This window comes from Domibacillus sp. (genome assembly GCF_031181085.1).
GTDB lineage: Bacteria > Bacillota > Bacilli > Bacillales > Domibacillaceae > Domibacillus.
Map to the genome: position 1 here is coordinate 105,976 of NZ_JAPSLE010000004.1, position 14,111 is coordinate 120,086.

The 14,111-nt window shown below is 46.0% G+C and carries 16 protein-coding genes and 3 riboswitches; of the genes, 6 read left to right on the forward strand and 10 right to left on the reverse strand.

What is annotated here, in order from left to right:
- Positions 1-17: 17 nt before the first annotated feature.
- From RIN81_RS07975 to RIN81_RS07990, 4 genes are all read left to right on the forward strand, one after another.
- Positions 18-1,661 carry a PhoX family protein gene (locus RIN81_RS07975; protein WP_309089078.1) on the forward strand — a complete coding sequence of 548 codons (1,644 nt, stop codon included), beginning with the start codon at positions 18-20 and terminating at the stop codon, positions 1,659-1,661.
- A gap of 12 nt (positions 1,662-1,673) precedes the next feature.
- Complete coding sequence (locus tag RIN81_RS07980; RefSeq protein ID WP_050179753.1) at positions 1,674-1,868, forward strand: twin-arginine translocase TatA/TatE family subunit; 195 nt, start codon at positions 1,674-1,676, stop codon at positions 1,866-1,868.
- 68 nt (positions 1,869-1,936) lie between these two features.
- On the forward strand, positions 1,937-2,641 hold the full coding sequence (tatC, locus tag RIN81_RS07985; RefSeq protein WP_375164525.1) for a twin-arginine translocase subunit TatC: 705 nt from the start codon (positions 1,937-1,939) through the stop codon (positions 2,639-2,641).
- Between the two features lie 161 nt (positions 2,642-2,802).
- Positions 2,803-3,132 carry a helix-turn-helix domain-containing protein gene (locus RIN81_RS07990; RefSeq protein WP_309089083.1) on the forward strand — a complete coding sequence of 110 codons (330 nt, stop codon included), beginning with the start codon at positions 2,803-2,805 and terminating at the stop codon, positions 3,130-3,132.
- 32 nt (positions 3,133-3,164) lie between these two features.
- Here RIN81_RS07990 and RIN81_RS07995 read toward each other — a convergent pair whose 3' ends face one another.
- Both RIN81_RS07995 and RIN81_RS08000 read right to left on the reverse strand, forming a co-directional pair.
- The gene (locus RIN81_RS07995) at positions 3,165-3,611 is read right to left on the reverse strand and encodes a YaiI/YqxD family protein (protein ID WP_309089085.1); all 447 of its coding nucleotides are present in this window, start codon (positions 3,609-3,611) and stop codon (positions 3,165-3,167) included.
- Positions 3,592-4,917 (reverse strand): M48 family metallopeptidase, encoded by a 1,326-nt coding sequence (locus tag RIN81_RS08000; protein ID WP_309089087.1) that lies wholly within the window; start codon positions 4,915-4,917, stop codon positions 3,592-3,594. The genes RIN81_RS07995 and RIN81_RS08000 overlap by 20 nt, the downstream gene beginning before the upstream one ends.
- A 148-nt stretch (positions 4,918-5,065) precedes the next feature.
- Here RIN81_RS08000 and RIN81_RS08005 point away from each other — a divergent pair, with 148 nt between their 5' ends.
- Positions 5,066-5,692, forward strand: coding sequence for a DUF975 family protein (locus RIN81_RS08005; protein WP_309089089.1), 627 nt, complete (start codon positions 5,066-5,068; stop codon positions 5,690-5,692).
- Positions 5,693-5,950: 258 nt separating this feature from the next.
- Here the strand turns inward: RIN81_RS08005 and RIN81_RS08010 are convergent, their stop codons facing one another.
- A complete protein-coding gene (locus RIN81_RS08010) occupies positions 5,951-6,454 on the reverse strand; it encodes a VanZ family protein (protein ID WP_309089091.1) in 504 nt (167 codons plus the stop codon).
- 202 nt (positions 6,455-6,656) lie between these two features.
- Between RIN81_RS08010 and RIN81_RS08015 the strand changes: the two genes are divergently transcribed.
- On the forward strand, positions 6,657-6,983 hold the full coding sequence (locus tag RIN81_RS08015) for a helix-turn-helix domain-containing protein (RefSeq protein ID WP_309089093.1): 327 nt from the start codon (positions 6,657-6,659) through the stop codon (positions 6,981-6,983).
- Between the two features lie 87 nt (positions 6,984-7,070).
- Here the strand turns inward: RIN81_RS08015 and sinI are convergent, their stop codons facing one another.
- The 7 genes from sinI to gcvT all read right to left on the reverse strand — a co-directional run bounded on the left by sinI (position 7,071) and on the right by gcvT (position 13,803).
- The gene (gene sinI / locus RIN81_RS08020; RefSeq protein ID WP_309089095.1) at positions 7,071-7,211 is read right to left on the reverse strand and encodes a DNA-binding anti-repressor SinI; all 141 of its coding nucleotides are present in this window, start codon (positions 7,209-7,211) and stop codon (positions 7,071-7,073) included.
- A 19-nt stretch (positions 7,212-7,230) separates the two neighbouring features.
- Positions 7,231-7,316: riboswitch (cyclic di-GMP riboswitch) on the reverse strand.
- A 496-nt stretch (positions 7,317-7,812) separates the two neighbouring features.
- Complete coding sequence (locus RIN81_RS08025) at positions 7,813-7,977, reverse strand: anti-repressor SinI family protein (protein ID WP_309089097.1); 165 nt, start codon at positions 7,975-7,977, stop codon at positions 7,813-7,815.
- A gap of 236 nt (positions 7,978-8,213) precedes the next feature.
- Positions 8,214-9,434, reverse strand: a complete 1,221-nt coding sequence (locus tag RIN81_RS08030; protein ID WP_309089099.1) for an ATP-grasp domain-containing protein — start codon at positions 9,432-9,434, stop codon at positions 8,214-8,216.
- A 178-nt stretch (positions 9,435-9,612) separates the two neighbouring features.
- A complete protein-coding gene (locus RIN81_RS08035; RefSeq protein WP_309089101.1) occupies positions 9,613-9,909 on the reverse strand; it encodes an iron-sulfur cluster biosynthesis family protein in 297 nt (98 codons plus the stop codon).
- Positions 9,906-11,372, reverse strand: a complete 1,467-nt coding sequence (gene gcvPB, locus RIN81_RS08040) for an aminomethyl-transferring glycine dehydrogenase subunit GcvPB (RefSeq protein ID WP_309089103.1) — start codon at positions 11,370-11,372, stop codon at positions 9,906-9,908. The genes RIN81_RS08035 and gcvPB overlap by 4 nt, the downstream gene beginning before the upstream one ends.
- Complete coding sequence (gene gcvPA, locus RIN81_RS08045) at positions 11,369-12,709, reverse strand: aminomethyl-transferring glycine dehydrogenase subunit GcvPA (RefSeq protein ID WP_309089105.1); 1,341 nt, start codon at positions 12,707-12,709, stop codon at positions 11,369-11,371. Before gcvPA ends, gcvPB begins: the two co-directional genes overlap by 4 nt.
- Positions 12,706-13,803: a glycine cleavage system aminomethyltransferase GcvT gene (gene gcvT / locus RIN81_RS08050; RefSeq protein ID WP_309089107.1), complete on the reverse strand. Its 1,098-nt coding sequence runs from the start codon at positions 13,801-13,803 to the stop codon at positions 12,706-12,708. The genes gcvPA and gcvT overlap by 4 nt, the downstream gene beginning before the upstream one ends.
- Positions 13,804-13,869: 66 nt before the next feature.
- Positions 13,870-13,951: riboswitch (glycine riboswitch) on the reverse strand.
- Positions 13,952-13,954: 3 nt separating this feature from the next.
- A riboswitch (glycine riboswitch) is annotated at positions 13,955-14,049 on the reverse strand.
- Positions 14,050-14,111: the final 62 nt, after the last annotated feature.

Consider the following 14,111-nt stretch of genomic DNA (forward strand, 5'->3'; position numbering starts at 1 on the left):
TAAAGGTGGGTTCAGGTATGTCGCAAGACTTAAACAGACGAAAATTTTTGACATATGTTGGTACAGGGGTTACCGCTTTAACCGTTGCATCTGCCGGGCTAGGTGCATTCGCGCCGAAAACACAGGCAGAAGGGACAAAAGCAGCTTCTCATTTGTTCGGACGCAAGAAAAAAGTGTCGGGCGTAAAGTTCACACCAATTGAAGCATCCGGAAAAGACGAGCTTATTCTGCCACGCGGCTATAAATACGATGTAATTGCATCTTACGGAGACATTATTAATAAATCTGGCGACACATTCGGCTACAACAATGACTTTACCGTGTTTTTCCCAATTGATGGATCGAATCAGCATGGTCTTCTCTGGGTTAACCATGAATATACAAGTGACCTGTGGGTAACAGGCGCTCCGGTAAACGGTAAATATTCAGCTTCTCAAATTCAAAAGCTTCTATATAACCAAGGCGGTTCCATTATTGAAATTCGCCAGGATGATGACGGTGTATGGAAAATGGATACGTCATCAAAATATGCCCGCCGGATTTCCGGATTGACACCATTCCGTTTAACAGGTCCTGCCCGCGGATCAAAAGCAGTAGGCGGTGTAGATATTGTTCAGGGTACGTTTGCAAACTGCTCCGGCGGAAAAACACTTTGGAACACGGTTTTGTCTGCAGAAGAAAACTATGAATCCACATCGGCGGCCGCTTCTTTAAATGAAACGCATTACGGCTGGATCCTTGAGGTAGACCCATTTGATCCGAACTTCGCACCACGCAAGCATACTGCACTTGGCCGTTTCCACCACGAAAACGCGGCAATGGGCTTAACAAATGATGGACGTATCGCCGTTTATATGGGTGATGACAAACAAGATGCGTGTGTATACAAATTCATTAGTAAAAACAAATATGTTGAATCTCGCAAGCAAGCGAATTCTGACTTGCTTGAAGAAGGTACACTGTATGCAGCAAACTTGGGCAAAGGAACTTGGGTTGCTTTAACCATTGAAGCAGTCCGGGCGGCTGCAAAAGGAAATGCAGATATTCTTGCTAAATTCCAGACGCAGGCTGACGTCCTTGTTCATGCTCATGATGCAGCGATCCTTTTAGGAGCAACACCTACAGACCGTCCAGAAGACGTGGAAATCAGTCCGTTTGACAAGTCTGTATTTATTGCACACACAAACAATGCAAAACACGGCAATATTCATGGTCACATTACCCGTTTCCTTGAAACAAACGATGACCTTGGTTCATTAACATTCGACTTTGAAATTTTTGCTTGCGGCGGACGCCAGAGCGGGTTCAGCGCACCGGATAACCTAACATTCGACAGCGAAGGCAACCTTTGGACTGTAACAGATATGTCTTCAGGTTCAATGAATAAAGGCGTTTTTGAAACATTTAAAAACAACGGCGTCTTCGTTATTCCAACAAGCGGGGCAGCAATGGGCGAAGCCTACCAGTTTGCATCTGCGCCAATTGACGCAGAATTAACAGGACCTTGCTTCACAGACGATGAAACAACGCTGTTCCTTGCTGTTCAGCATCCAGGCGAAGAAACAGAAGATATCAACAATCCAACGAGCATGTGGCCGCACCGTAAAGGCGATAACCAGCCGCGCCCATCTGTTGTCGCGATTACTGGATTTAAATATTAAGGAGGATGTTTTATGCTGCAAAATATCGGAGTACCCGGATTAATTTTAATCCTCGTCATCGCATTAATTATTTTCGGACCGTCTAAGCTGCCAGAAATCGGCCGTGCATTCGGCTCGACGCTGAAAGAATTTAAAAAATCTACCCGTGAACTTGTCTCGGATGACGAAGAAAAAACGGAAAAGAAAAAAGAAAAAACATTGGTTTAACCATTTCGGCTGTCCCCGCCTGCTGCGGGGCGGCTTTTTTTGGAGGTCCTATCGTGGAAGATCAAAACATGAAAGCACTTGAGCATTTGGAAGAAATGCGCAAAAGACTTATTATTACTGTTGCCGCCTTTCTCGTTTTTTTCGTTGTATCCTTTACATTCGTTCAGGACATTTACGCGTACATTGTAAAAGATCTCCCGTTTAAGCTTGCGCTGCTCGGTCCAAGCGACATCATAATGGTGTATGTGATGATCGCGGCAGTTATAGCCAGCGCTGCAACAATACCGGTCGCAGCCCACCAAACATGGCTGTTTGTTAGACCTGCCCTGTCACCAATCGAGAGAAAAGTAACTGTTACCTATGTTCCGGCGCTGTTTTTCTTGTTTATAGCCGGCCTGTCCTTCGGTTATTTCGTTTTATTTCCTATTGTCCTATCGTTTTTAATGTCACTGTCAGGTGACTTGTTTGCTACTTTTTTTACAACCGAAAAATATTTTAAATTTCTGCTTCATATGACATTGCCCTTTGGCGTTTTATTTGAAATGCCAGTCGTGATGATGTTTTTAACAAGTCTTGGCATTTTAAATCCATATAACCTGCAAAAAACGCGTAAATTCGCGTACTTTGCCCTGATTGTCGTCTCGATTTTAATTACGCCACCTGACTTTTTATCAGACGTCCTGGTCATTATTCCGCTCATCCTGCTGTACGAAATAAGCGTATCCCTGTCCAAAATGGTCTATAAGCGAAAATTAGCCGCAGCCGCAAACTAAACCGGTGCGGCTCGTTTTGTGACTATTCTCCGGGTCTGGTGATCAGCACTCCCCTTCCCATTTACTAAGTTTTGTGCTTTTTTTTGTTCATCTGTATAATTGAAGCGAATTCTTTGATACTATTTAAAAATAAAGAGGAAAACACGAGTAAGGGTGATAGGATGTCGATTGGAGAACGTATCCGAAAGTTACGCATGGAAAAAAAGCTTTCCCTGACCGAACTGGCCTTGCGGGCAGCTGTAGCAAAATCATATCTTTCTTCGGTAGAGCGGGGCCTGCAAATGAATCCTTCCATTCAATTTTTATCGAAAATTGCGGCGGTTCTGGACGTATCAGTGGAGTCTCTGATCACTGAGCCGCACCAGTCCTCGGGGTCGATTGATGAGGAATGGGTTCACTTGGCGAAAGAAGCAATGGAATCGGGCATTAGCAAAGAGCAATTCAGGGAATTTTTAGCTTTTCAAAAGTGGAAAAAACAAGCGGATGAATAAATAAAAGCAGCGGTTCAGAGGCCCGCTGCTTTTTATTTATTCATAATACGATGAAGAAGAAGGGCTAATCCGTTCGAAAAGCGCTCATTGTCTTTTTCCTGTCTTTTAGATGGACCTTTTAACCGCCCGCCCGCCTGACGGATTTTTTTTGCTGTATGGCGGCTGAGCAGAAGCTGATCAATGTTCTCCGGCGTATATTCACGGCCGTTCTGGTCGATCGCATATCCTTGACGGGCCAGCACCATGGCAGCCAGGCCATAATCCTGTGTGACAACCACATCTCCCTTTTGAACCCGGTTCACCAGCACAAAATCAACCGCGTCCGCTCCTTTTGAAACGATAATCGTTTCTGCGCCAGGCCGGGTCATTTCATGAGAAGTGTCACAAATCAACACAACCGGAAGGCCATATTCATTTGCAGCCTGGCAGGCCCGGTCTACAACTGGACAGCCGTCTGCATCAATTAACAAGGCTGGCATCCGGCTTTTCCTCGTTAAAGATTGTTAAGAAGACGTCGTTTTCATCACTTTCTGCTACTTCCCGCACTGTGTCTCCATACATGTCTTCCTGGTTCGGATCTGCTCCATATCGGATCAGCAGGCGGGCCATGTCGGAATCCTCCATACCATAGGCGTTCCAAAGCGGTGTATAAGCTGCATTATCTTCTATATTCGGGTCTGCCCCTGCTTCCAAAAGCATTTCAGCCGTCTCAAGCTGTCCGTTGCCAGTCGCATAATGAAGCGCTGTTTCACCGTTACTGTTTAACGCATGAATGTCTGCTCCTTCGTCGATCAGGCGCCCGAGAGAAGAGGTATCCCCTGACAGGGCTGCAAGCATCACATCCGTCTCACCCGTCACTTCTTCATCTGCTGCTATGTCTTCTTCCATAAGGGCTTCTTCTGCCAGATCGGAAAACCAGCTGGATGTATCGATTTTCTCAACCGCATACGCTCCTCCAGCCGCTAAAGCAATACTGGCAGCTGTAAGCACACCAGCACCCACAATAATTTTTCCTTTTGGGGTACGGTAATCGGTTGCTGTCGGCAGGCGCAAAAACTGGCCGATCTGCTGGATTCGCTTCGGCAGTGCCGGGTGCGTGGAAAGCTTCTCAGCCAGCCACACAAATGGATTTGTTTCCTGTTTGATTTGTTTCACGTACGCTTCTTCATTTACTTCAGTGTACAATATTTTCCCAACACCTAAAATCGTTAAGGCGCGCTTGGCTGCTTCACCGTCTTCAATAAAATGGGCAGCGTAGCGGTCACACGTATATTCCGCTGCACGCGAGTAAGCATTGCTTAAAAACGGAACCCACGCAGCCGGCAGGGTCAGCCAGCTTTTCCACAAATGGCGCCGTTTAATATGAGCCAGTTCATGCGCAATGATAAAGTCCAGCTCTTTTTCTCCCTGCTGGCGGGCCAATTCAAACACTTCTGAATAAAGGACAACAACGTCCCGGCCGAAAAAGCGTGTGGCAAAGGCATTTAACGCTCCTTCCGACTGGATAATATACACATCTGGCGTTCTTCGCAGCCGCATCTCAAGCGACAGTGCATCAATCCGCTCGTACACGTCGGGAAATTGCTCTTTGCTTACTTTTACGCCATTCCCCCGAATAGAACCAATCATCACAGCGTGAAAAAATAAAGACAGTAAAAACAAGCCGGCCGCAATCGGGATTAGGATGAGAGAAAAAAATAATGCCACATAAAATCCTATACTCACCAAGCAGCATATAATAAAGTAAAGAGTTTCTTTCGGATACACTAAATTTCGATTTTCCAATCCACATTCTCCTTTTGATTTTTCTTTCATGCTTTCCAACATACGACACATTTTTACAGGGGTCAAGATGAAAAAATGGCTTATTTTTCAAACAACATGAAACTTTTTGCATGGTTGTACGTAGGAAAAGAAGAAAGGTGGAATCTCGATGTATTACAGTAAATTAAGGGCAAAAGCACGTGACTCTCTTCGCGGAAACTGGCTGATAGCGATAGGCCTTTTTGTAGTGGCTACTCTTTTGTTCAGTGCGCCTGATCTGGTCTTAAATCCTGACGAATATGAGTTTACATGGAAAGATCTGTTGATCCTTTTGTTTTCCGTTCTTCTCCTTCCTGTTTCCATTGGCCTGGTATGGGCATGGGTGGATCTGTCACGCGGCAAAAAAATCGGCTTCGGGCATTTGATTGAGCCATACAAAACGATGTTTGGCAAAAGCATTCTCGTCGTAATTCTTCAGGGACTGTTCTTATTTTTATGGACTCTTCTATTCATTGTGCCTGGCATTATTAAATCTTTTTCTTATCTGCTGACCTATTATATTTTGCGTGATGAACCGGGGCTGTCTCCTCTTCAGGCGATCACAAAATCACGCCGGATGATGGACGGCCATAAAGCCGAAGCATTGGTCCTTGGCCTTTCCTTTATCGGCTGGATTTTACTCGGAGTTGTCACACTTTTTATCGGCTTTTTGTGGATTGCCCCTTACATGAGCGTCACATATGCTCACTTTTACGATACGCTCCGTGCAGAGTATGAAGAAAAAAATTCATTATAAAAAAACGGCTCCATTAAGGGAGCCGGCTTGAGACTATCGACAAAGTCGGCAGTCTTTTTTTACGAAAGCTTTCACTGTCTAAAACAGACAGGAAACTTTTCGGGAAACACCGTTTCTTAAAAAGAGCCGATAAGGGAAGCCGCGCGCTTGCCACCTTATCGGCTCTCATCCCAGCCACCCGCACTCCTTGCATGAACAAGAAATAAAGAGATACTTTGTCAAAAAATTTTGTTTGTCTACAGTCTAAAACCGGCTCTGTTAAGGGAGCCGGTTTTTTTCTTTTCGCTTTCGGATTTTATAAAAAAATGCTGATAAAACAAGCGCAAAGAACGCGCCGACCAAATCAAGCCCTACATCTTTTAACATCGGCGTCCGTCCTCCTGTTAACAGCTGATGGTACTCATCGAGCAGCGCGTACAAAGCCGTTCCGGCAAAAGACAGGCAGAACACCGGCCAAATTCGTCTTGGACGGGCCAGCGCCAGTACATGAAACAGCGCCGCGGCTAAGCAGCCGAACAAGAAAAGGTGTGCAAATTTCCGAATAAAAAATTCAAGAAAATAATAATACCCTTTTGTTTCAATAGAAATAGGAGTGCCCCAGTATGTTACTTCGATTGGCGCAAGAATCCCGGCAAACGGCTCTCCCGGAAGAAGCCGTTCAAGCTGCGGCACGAGGGACTGTTCCTCATAGGTTTGGGACGAAAAGTTAAAAATAACGGCGCTAATCACAATTAAAACGACAATACGCATTGCTTTTTTCACTAAACCACCTCGTTGTGAACATGTCCAGCTGTGGAAACCATTGATAAATGAATAGAATACATGAGTAGGAAAGAAATGTCTAATTATAACCCGACCAATTATACAATCATATCCATATATGGTAAAATGAATTTAGTAACTGACCCTTTATTCATTTTATACAGATCAAGCTTCAAAATATGAAAGAAGGCAGGAGATACACATGTCGATTGGCGAGAGCATTCGCTCTTTTCGTTTAAAAAAAGAATTATCTCTAACTGAATTGGCCAGCCGCTGTGGCATCACAACATCCTATATTTCATCTGTTGAACGGGGAATCCAGACAAACCCGTCGATTGGAGTTTTGCAAAAAATAGCCAGAGAACTTGACGTGCCAGTTCACCATCTAATCAACCATCACGGCCTGCCGATTGAAGAAGAACTAAATGAAGAATGGAGAACGCTGGCCCGGGAAGCCATACAATCCGGTGTCAGCAAGGAGCAGTTCAAAGCGTTTCTTGCATTTCGAAAACGGCAGAAAATCAAATAGTGTGCACTTGCTTGTCCGATAAAAAGAGCAGCTGACTCTTGTAGAGCAGCTGCTTTTATCATATGTGCAGGTCTGAGTTTGTATGTGTTAACTTTCTTTCGTTTCTTGCTGCTGTGCTGCTTGCAGAAATTTACGAATTTCCTGAATTGATAAGCCTAATTGTTTTGCCTCCCACATTAGACCAACCCATTCATCCTCAACATCGGTACGAATATCAAGCCTTTCCATGAAAGCTTCTCCTCCCGCATCCGGCAGCACAGCCATCCGAGCACAATCGCTTTAGGATCTGTAACTTTGCGTCCTTACCTCTCGATAAGTTTGCCTTTGTCTCCTATGATTATTTGCGTACATCGATTGTACCATTTTATCTGAATTTTTAAAATATTTTTCCAGGATAATCCTTTTTACCCTCAAACTATACTTTTTATATCACATTTTTCTGCATTTTTTGTTGATGTCCGCTTGAATTAGGCAGGACATCATTCTTTCCATATACCTGTACCTAGTAAACAATAAATGAAGTGTTTACCAAGCTGGTTACATTCTTTTTTCTTTTCTAATTTTACGATTCTTTGTTTGTAACCTTATAACTAGTAGTCTTTAAAATAGTTGTGGACAAAATATAAAAGGATCATCCCCCTTTTCCGTTCTTTAAAAAGAACGATTGTGTATGATTGTACCATAACAAAAGAAATCCACTAATGGGAAAAAGAATTTATATTTTACAAATAATGATTGCTTTACCAATCGTATCAGGCAATTGTTTCCTCTCCACGTGTTCTTTATATTGAATTTGATAAACTACCTTATTAACGAGATAGATAAATGATTAAAAGGATTGAAAATTATTTACTATTTTTTGCTGCATAGAAACAACTCCTTTTGTCGATTGCGATAATAGAAAAAGACGGACTTCTCCAATCTTGAGGCCAATATTTTTTGCTTCCTTCATTAATTCTACCCACTCCCAATCTATATTAGCTTTACGCTCCACTTGTCTAATCTCCTTCCTGCCATACTGTGACCCTAGAAGTATATATTTTCTCTCTTTAAATTATATAAAGTAGTATATGAGCCTAGTTCTTTTTTATTACAGCTATTTAACTATATACTAAAATTTTATAATATTAAAAAGTAATATAAAATAACACACCATTTTTTCTTTAAATAGGTATATAGCCGATAATGATTTAACTAAAAAAACTGCCCCTCTAGGAGCAGCTTTTTATTTTATTCCCTTCTTGTTAAACGGTCCTTTTCCATATGCATTAAAATCGATTCTACTTCTCTTTCATCACGGCCCATGACAAGGCCAATCACTTTAGAAGATCCGACAGCTCCTTCTACATAAGCGGCATCAAGCAGGCTGAGCGGCACAAATTGTTCAAAATCCATGTATTTTTCGACGACAGCAAGCCCTTCATTAAATGGTCCATCCCATTCCAGAGAAGACAAACGAACCGTCGGTTTCTCATATACATTCAACACCTCTTCATGCAGCATAAGGGCGCACGAGGAAGCGTTAAAACGAACATTTAAGTCAATAAAATAAAAATCATCACCGCGCATCAGCACATCAAAGCCGGCAACTCCGACGTATCCTGTTGCTGCAATGTTTTCCATTACCCGAAGACCTGCTTCCACCACACGCTCGAACGGTTCGGTGTTTGTGCTGACCCAGCTGCCACGGAAGCAATTATCCTCATTGACCACCTGCTCAGATTTGCCTAAAAAACGTACGCGCCCGTTTTGGTCAGCCACGTAATGAAAACCGAAATTACGGTCATAATCAATGAATTCTTCCAAGATAATCGTAGATAAATCCCCAAAGTCTTCACTAATCTCGTAAAGCTGCTGCTTTTCTTCAATTAAAAGCACACCGCATCCGCCGGAGGTTGGGCGTCCATCTCCTGTTTTCAAAACAAATGGCATAGGAGGTGTATCCTCCAGCAGTTCTTCTAAGCTGACCATCCGTCTTGTCGGAACATGCTCGGCTGGTACGAGTGCCGGAATACTTCGTTTATCGCTTAAATACGCAATAATAGACGGATCTACCCAGTAAAGAGAAGCAGGGGCGTCCTCTGGCGGATGTGGATATTGAAAAATGACTTTTTTTCCTTGTAAAGACAGTTTATTTAAAATAGATACATATTCTTGATCATTACGATACGTATAACGAACGGATGGCAGCCTCAGTCCTGCTTTTTCAAGCAGACGGACGGCTCCAGGGGTTACAGCACCTTCATGGCAGATGACGGGCATTTCTCCAACCACGCTCAATTCTCGTCCAGTTAACGCTTCTAAACTAAGCAAATCGCCGCCAAAGTGCTCATAATCATGCGAAAACAGTTTCGGCGAATAGACATATTCTTTTCCGTAAATATCTTCTGAACTTTGCTTCGGTTGAATAACGCTTGTAAATGAATGAAACGGCCATGCTCTTTCCCCCATTAAAGCCACCTTCTTTCATAAGGATGTTAACTACATATATATATCCAATGGAAAGCGCTTTCAATCTCAAAAAATAAAAAAGAGGAAGATAGACCTACAAACAACCGGGTACCTCAGCAAGACTAACAACCTGACATTCTATAATTGGCATAAATAAAGAGATGGCTTATGCCATCTCTTATGTTGTACAGCTTGAATTAAACCCATCTCCAAAAATAAATCCGTCCGTCTCGCTGTAATCTACTAAAGTGTGTTCTTCTAAATATCTTTCTGTGAATCGGTCCAGATGAAGAAACAAATCATCGCCAAGCGGGACAACCGTATCCCCGCGCCGCGGTTCCTCCCAGACAAGAGAAAAGCGGACGGAGACGCCGCACCCACCCGACATCTCCGCATCAATTCTTGGCACGTGTCCTTCAGCTGGTGAGGAGGCGAGCAGCTGCCGGCGGGCGGCATCCGTCAGCACGATGCTCATAACTGAACCGTTTCCCGCCCGTAGCGGACGACCGGCTTCCGGGCTGCTTTCACTTCATCAAGCCGGCCGATAACCGTTGTATGCGGCGCATTCAGCACCGTTTCCGGATCCTCTTCTACTTCGCGGGCAATGCGGATCATCACGTCCGCAAAAGCATCGAGCGTTTCTTTTGATTCTGTTTCAGTCGGTTCAATCATCAAACATTCCTCTACATTAAGCGGGAAATAAATGGTCGGCGGATGATAGCCGAAATCAAGCAGCCGTTTCGCTATATCGAGTGTCCGGACACCAAGCTTTTTCTGCTTGGAACCCGATAAGACAAACTCGTGCTTGCTGACCTGCTCGTACGGCGAGATAAAGTATGGTTCCAGCCTTTTACGCAGGTAGTTTGCATGCAGCACCGCACTTTCTGATACCTGGCGCAGCCCATCAGGCCCCATCGTCCGAATATACGTATAAGCGCGCACGAGGATACCGAAGTTGCCGTAGTAGCCTTTCACCCGCCCAATGGACAGCGGCTCCTCCCTATTCAATAAGAAGCGGCCGTTTCTTTTCTCCACACGCGGTACCGGGAGAAAAGGAACAAGCTTTTCTTTCACCCCGACCGGGCCTGCACCCGGGCCTCCTCCGCCGTGCGGTGTCGTAAAGGTTTTATGAAGATTTAAGTGGACGATATCGAATCCCATTTTCCCGGGCGTCGTCTTGCCTAAAATCGCATTTGCATTGGCTCCATCATAATAAAGCAGGCCGCCCGCTTCGTGAATCACACGCGCAATTTCGACAATATCCTTTTCAAACAAGCCGAGTGTATTCGGGTTCGTCAGCATCAGAGCTGCCGTGTCATCATCCACATGCTTTTTCAGCTCTTCCACATCAACAAGGCCATGTTCGTTAGACGGAATGGTCACCGTACGGAAGCCAGCAACCGTTGCGCTGGCCGGGTTCGTACCGTGAGCAGAATCTGGCACAAGCACCTTCGTCCGTTTTTCTCCTCTTTGCTTATGGTACGCTTTTACCATCATCAGTCCGGCCCATTCTCCCTGAGCACCTGCAGACGGCTGGAGCGTGACAGCATCCATGCCGGTGATTACGGCCAGATCCTCCTGCAGCTCATACAAAAGCTCAAGCGCTCCCTGCACAGTTGCTTCCGGCTGGTACGGATGAATGCGGCTGAACCCGTCAAGCTTTGCTACATCTTCGTTGATTTTCGGATTGTATTTCATCGTACAGGAGCCTAGCGGGTAAAAGCCGTTGTCCACACCATGGTTCTTATTCGACAGGGCCGTGTAATGGCGAACCAGCTGCAGTTCTGATACTTCCGGCAGTTCCGGTGCTTCCCCGCGAATGAGATGTGCGGGCAGCTTCTCAGATAGGTTTACCGCGTCTACATCTCGTTCCGGCAGGCTGCAGCCGATGCGTCCTGGCCGGCTGATTTCAAAAATAAGATCTGTGTAGGTGGTCATTGTACAATCCCCTCCAGCGCATGAATAAATGCCTCAATCTCTTCCTTTGTCCGCTGCTCGGTCACTGCCACCAGCATCCCATTCGGTTCTCCGTAGTCCGGTCCTAAATCAAAGCCGCCGATAAATCCTGCGTCAATCAGCGCGTCTTGAACGTCCGCAACTGGCTTCGGCAGCTGGACGACAAATTCATTGAAAAAGGGTGACTGATTAAGGACGGAAAAGCCTTTTTTCTGTAGCAGTTTACAGGCATAATCGGCTTTTTCCAGATTCAAGACGGCCATCTCCCGCAGACCGGTTTTGCCAAGGGCTGCCATACAAACCGCCGAGGCAAGCGCGTTCAGCGCCTGGTTCGAGCAAATGTTGGACATCGCTTTTTCACGGCGAATATGCTGCTCGCGAGCTTGAAGCGTCAGGACGAAACCGCGGTTTCCATTTTCATCGGTTGTCTGGCCGACGATCCGGCCCGGCACTTTGCGCATCAATGGCTTTGTGACGGCAAAGTAGCCGCAATGCGGACCGCCGAACGCCATCGGAATACCAAGCGGCTGCATATCGCCGACGACAATATCGGCCCCAAGCCGGCCTGGTGCCTCGAGCAGGCCAAGCGCCAGCGGGTTAGCACTCACAATCAGAAGAGCACCGTGCGCTTTTGCGATTCTTTTTACTTCCTGTAAATCTTCAACCGATCCGAAAAAGTTTGGGTATTGTACAATGACCGCAGCTGTGTCGCCATCCACTTGTTTGCCCAGCGCGTCAAGATCCGTTATGTCTTTGGAAAGAGCGGCTTCCTCTGCCACATAACCCGGACCGGCTGCCACCGTTTGCAAAATAGCGCGGGATTCCGGATGAACAGCGCGGGACACAACCACTTTCCCTCTTTTCGTATGTCCAACTGCGAGTGATGCGGCTTCTGCAAGAGCGGTAAAGCCGTCATACATCGATGAATTGGCTACATCCATTCCTGTCAGCTCACATACCATTGTTTGAAATTCAAAAATAGCCTGCAGCTCACCCTGGGAAATTTCCGGCTGGTATGGGGTATATGCGGTGTAAAATTCCGAACGGGAGATCATATGGCCGACCACACTCGGAATGTAATGGTCATAGGTGCCCGCTCCAAGAAACAAAGGCAGCTCCACATTTTGGCGCGCCATCTTTTTCATCTTCTTCCACAGAGCCGGCTCCGGCAGTGCATCCGGAATAGCAAGCTCCCCGTCGAGGCGGATGGACGCTGGCATATCAGAAAACAGTTCGTCTACAGATGAAACGTTTAAAAACGACAGCATCTCTTTGCGGTCCTGGTCTGTATCAGGCAAGTAACGGAATGTGGATGTCATGCGTTTCTCTCCCTTTTATAAAATGGCGTTTGGACAACGATGGCTTCTGCTCTTTTCCCACGGATCTCTACGAAAAATTTAGTGCTAAGACCTGAAAAATCTGCCTGAACAAGCGCGAGGCCGATCGGCTTTTGGAGCGTTGGCGAATGGGTGCCGGATGTCACAACCCCTATTGGCTCGCCCATTTCAGATAAAATGCGATAACCGGTTCTCGGGATGCCTCGGTCAATCATTTCAATCCCGACCGTTTTGCGCGAAAGTCCCGTTTCTTTTTGTTTTTTCAACGCTTCCTGTCCGATAAACGCCGCTTCTTTCGCTGTTTTAACAGCAAAGCCGATGCCTGCTTCAAGCGGGCTGATTTCTTTTGTCAGCTCCTGTCCATAAAGCGGAAGCCGTGCTTCTAAGCGCAGCGTATCCCGCGCACCGAGACCGCATAAAGGAATCCCTTCTCCGGCCAGCCGCTGCCAGAGGGAAATGGCTCCTTCTGCCGGCACATACAATTCAAACCCGTCTTCCCCTGTATAGCCGGTGCGGGAGATAAGCACGCCTTCCAGACCGCCTACAGAAGCAGCGTCCACAAAACGAAACGGGCGGATAGCGGAAAGATCCGTGTCCGTAAGCGGCTGAAGCATTTGGGCTGAAGCAGGCCCCTGCACAGCCAAAAGCGCCGTTTCATCTGATAGATTGGTGATCGTCACTTCTTCTGCGAGATGCTGCTTCATCCATTCAATGTCCTTCTCGATATTGGCGGCGTTTATCACGAGCATAAAAGCTTCATCTGACTTCTTATACACAAGCAAATCATCGACTGTGCCGCCGTCTTCATAGCACATGGCGGTATATTGGGCGCCCCCTGCCTGAAGCAGCGTCACATCATTGGTGAGAAGGCGGTTTAAATACTTTTCCGCTCCTCGGCCTTCTACAAGCACTTCTCCCATGTGCGATACGTCGAACAGCCCGGCATGGCTTCTTACCGCCTTATGCTCGGCCAATATACCTGAAAACTGCACGGGCAGTGCCCAGCCGCCAAAGTCAATAACTTTGGCGCCGTACTTTTCGTATTCAGCAAAAAGCGGTGTTTTCTTCCATTCCATTCTGCAAGCACCCCCGTTGATCGTTTTGGTCCAAAAAAAAAGACAGAGAAAAGGTATGATCCTTTTCTCTGTCCGTTTACCTGAGAGCTTAATCCAAGCTGGATTTTCCCCTTTGGTGGCATGACTATGCGCCATGCTCTCTCCAGAGCTGCGTCCGATTGAGGTCCTTGTGCCTGAGAGATTCGTTTCAAGGCTTTTGAAACTTGCTCCGTCGGCGGCATGTATGCACTCTCCCTCAGCCGTCATCCGCGTATATTCATTTGACACTTTCATCTTAATGAATCGAAACGCCTTTTACAAGCGTTTTC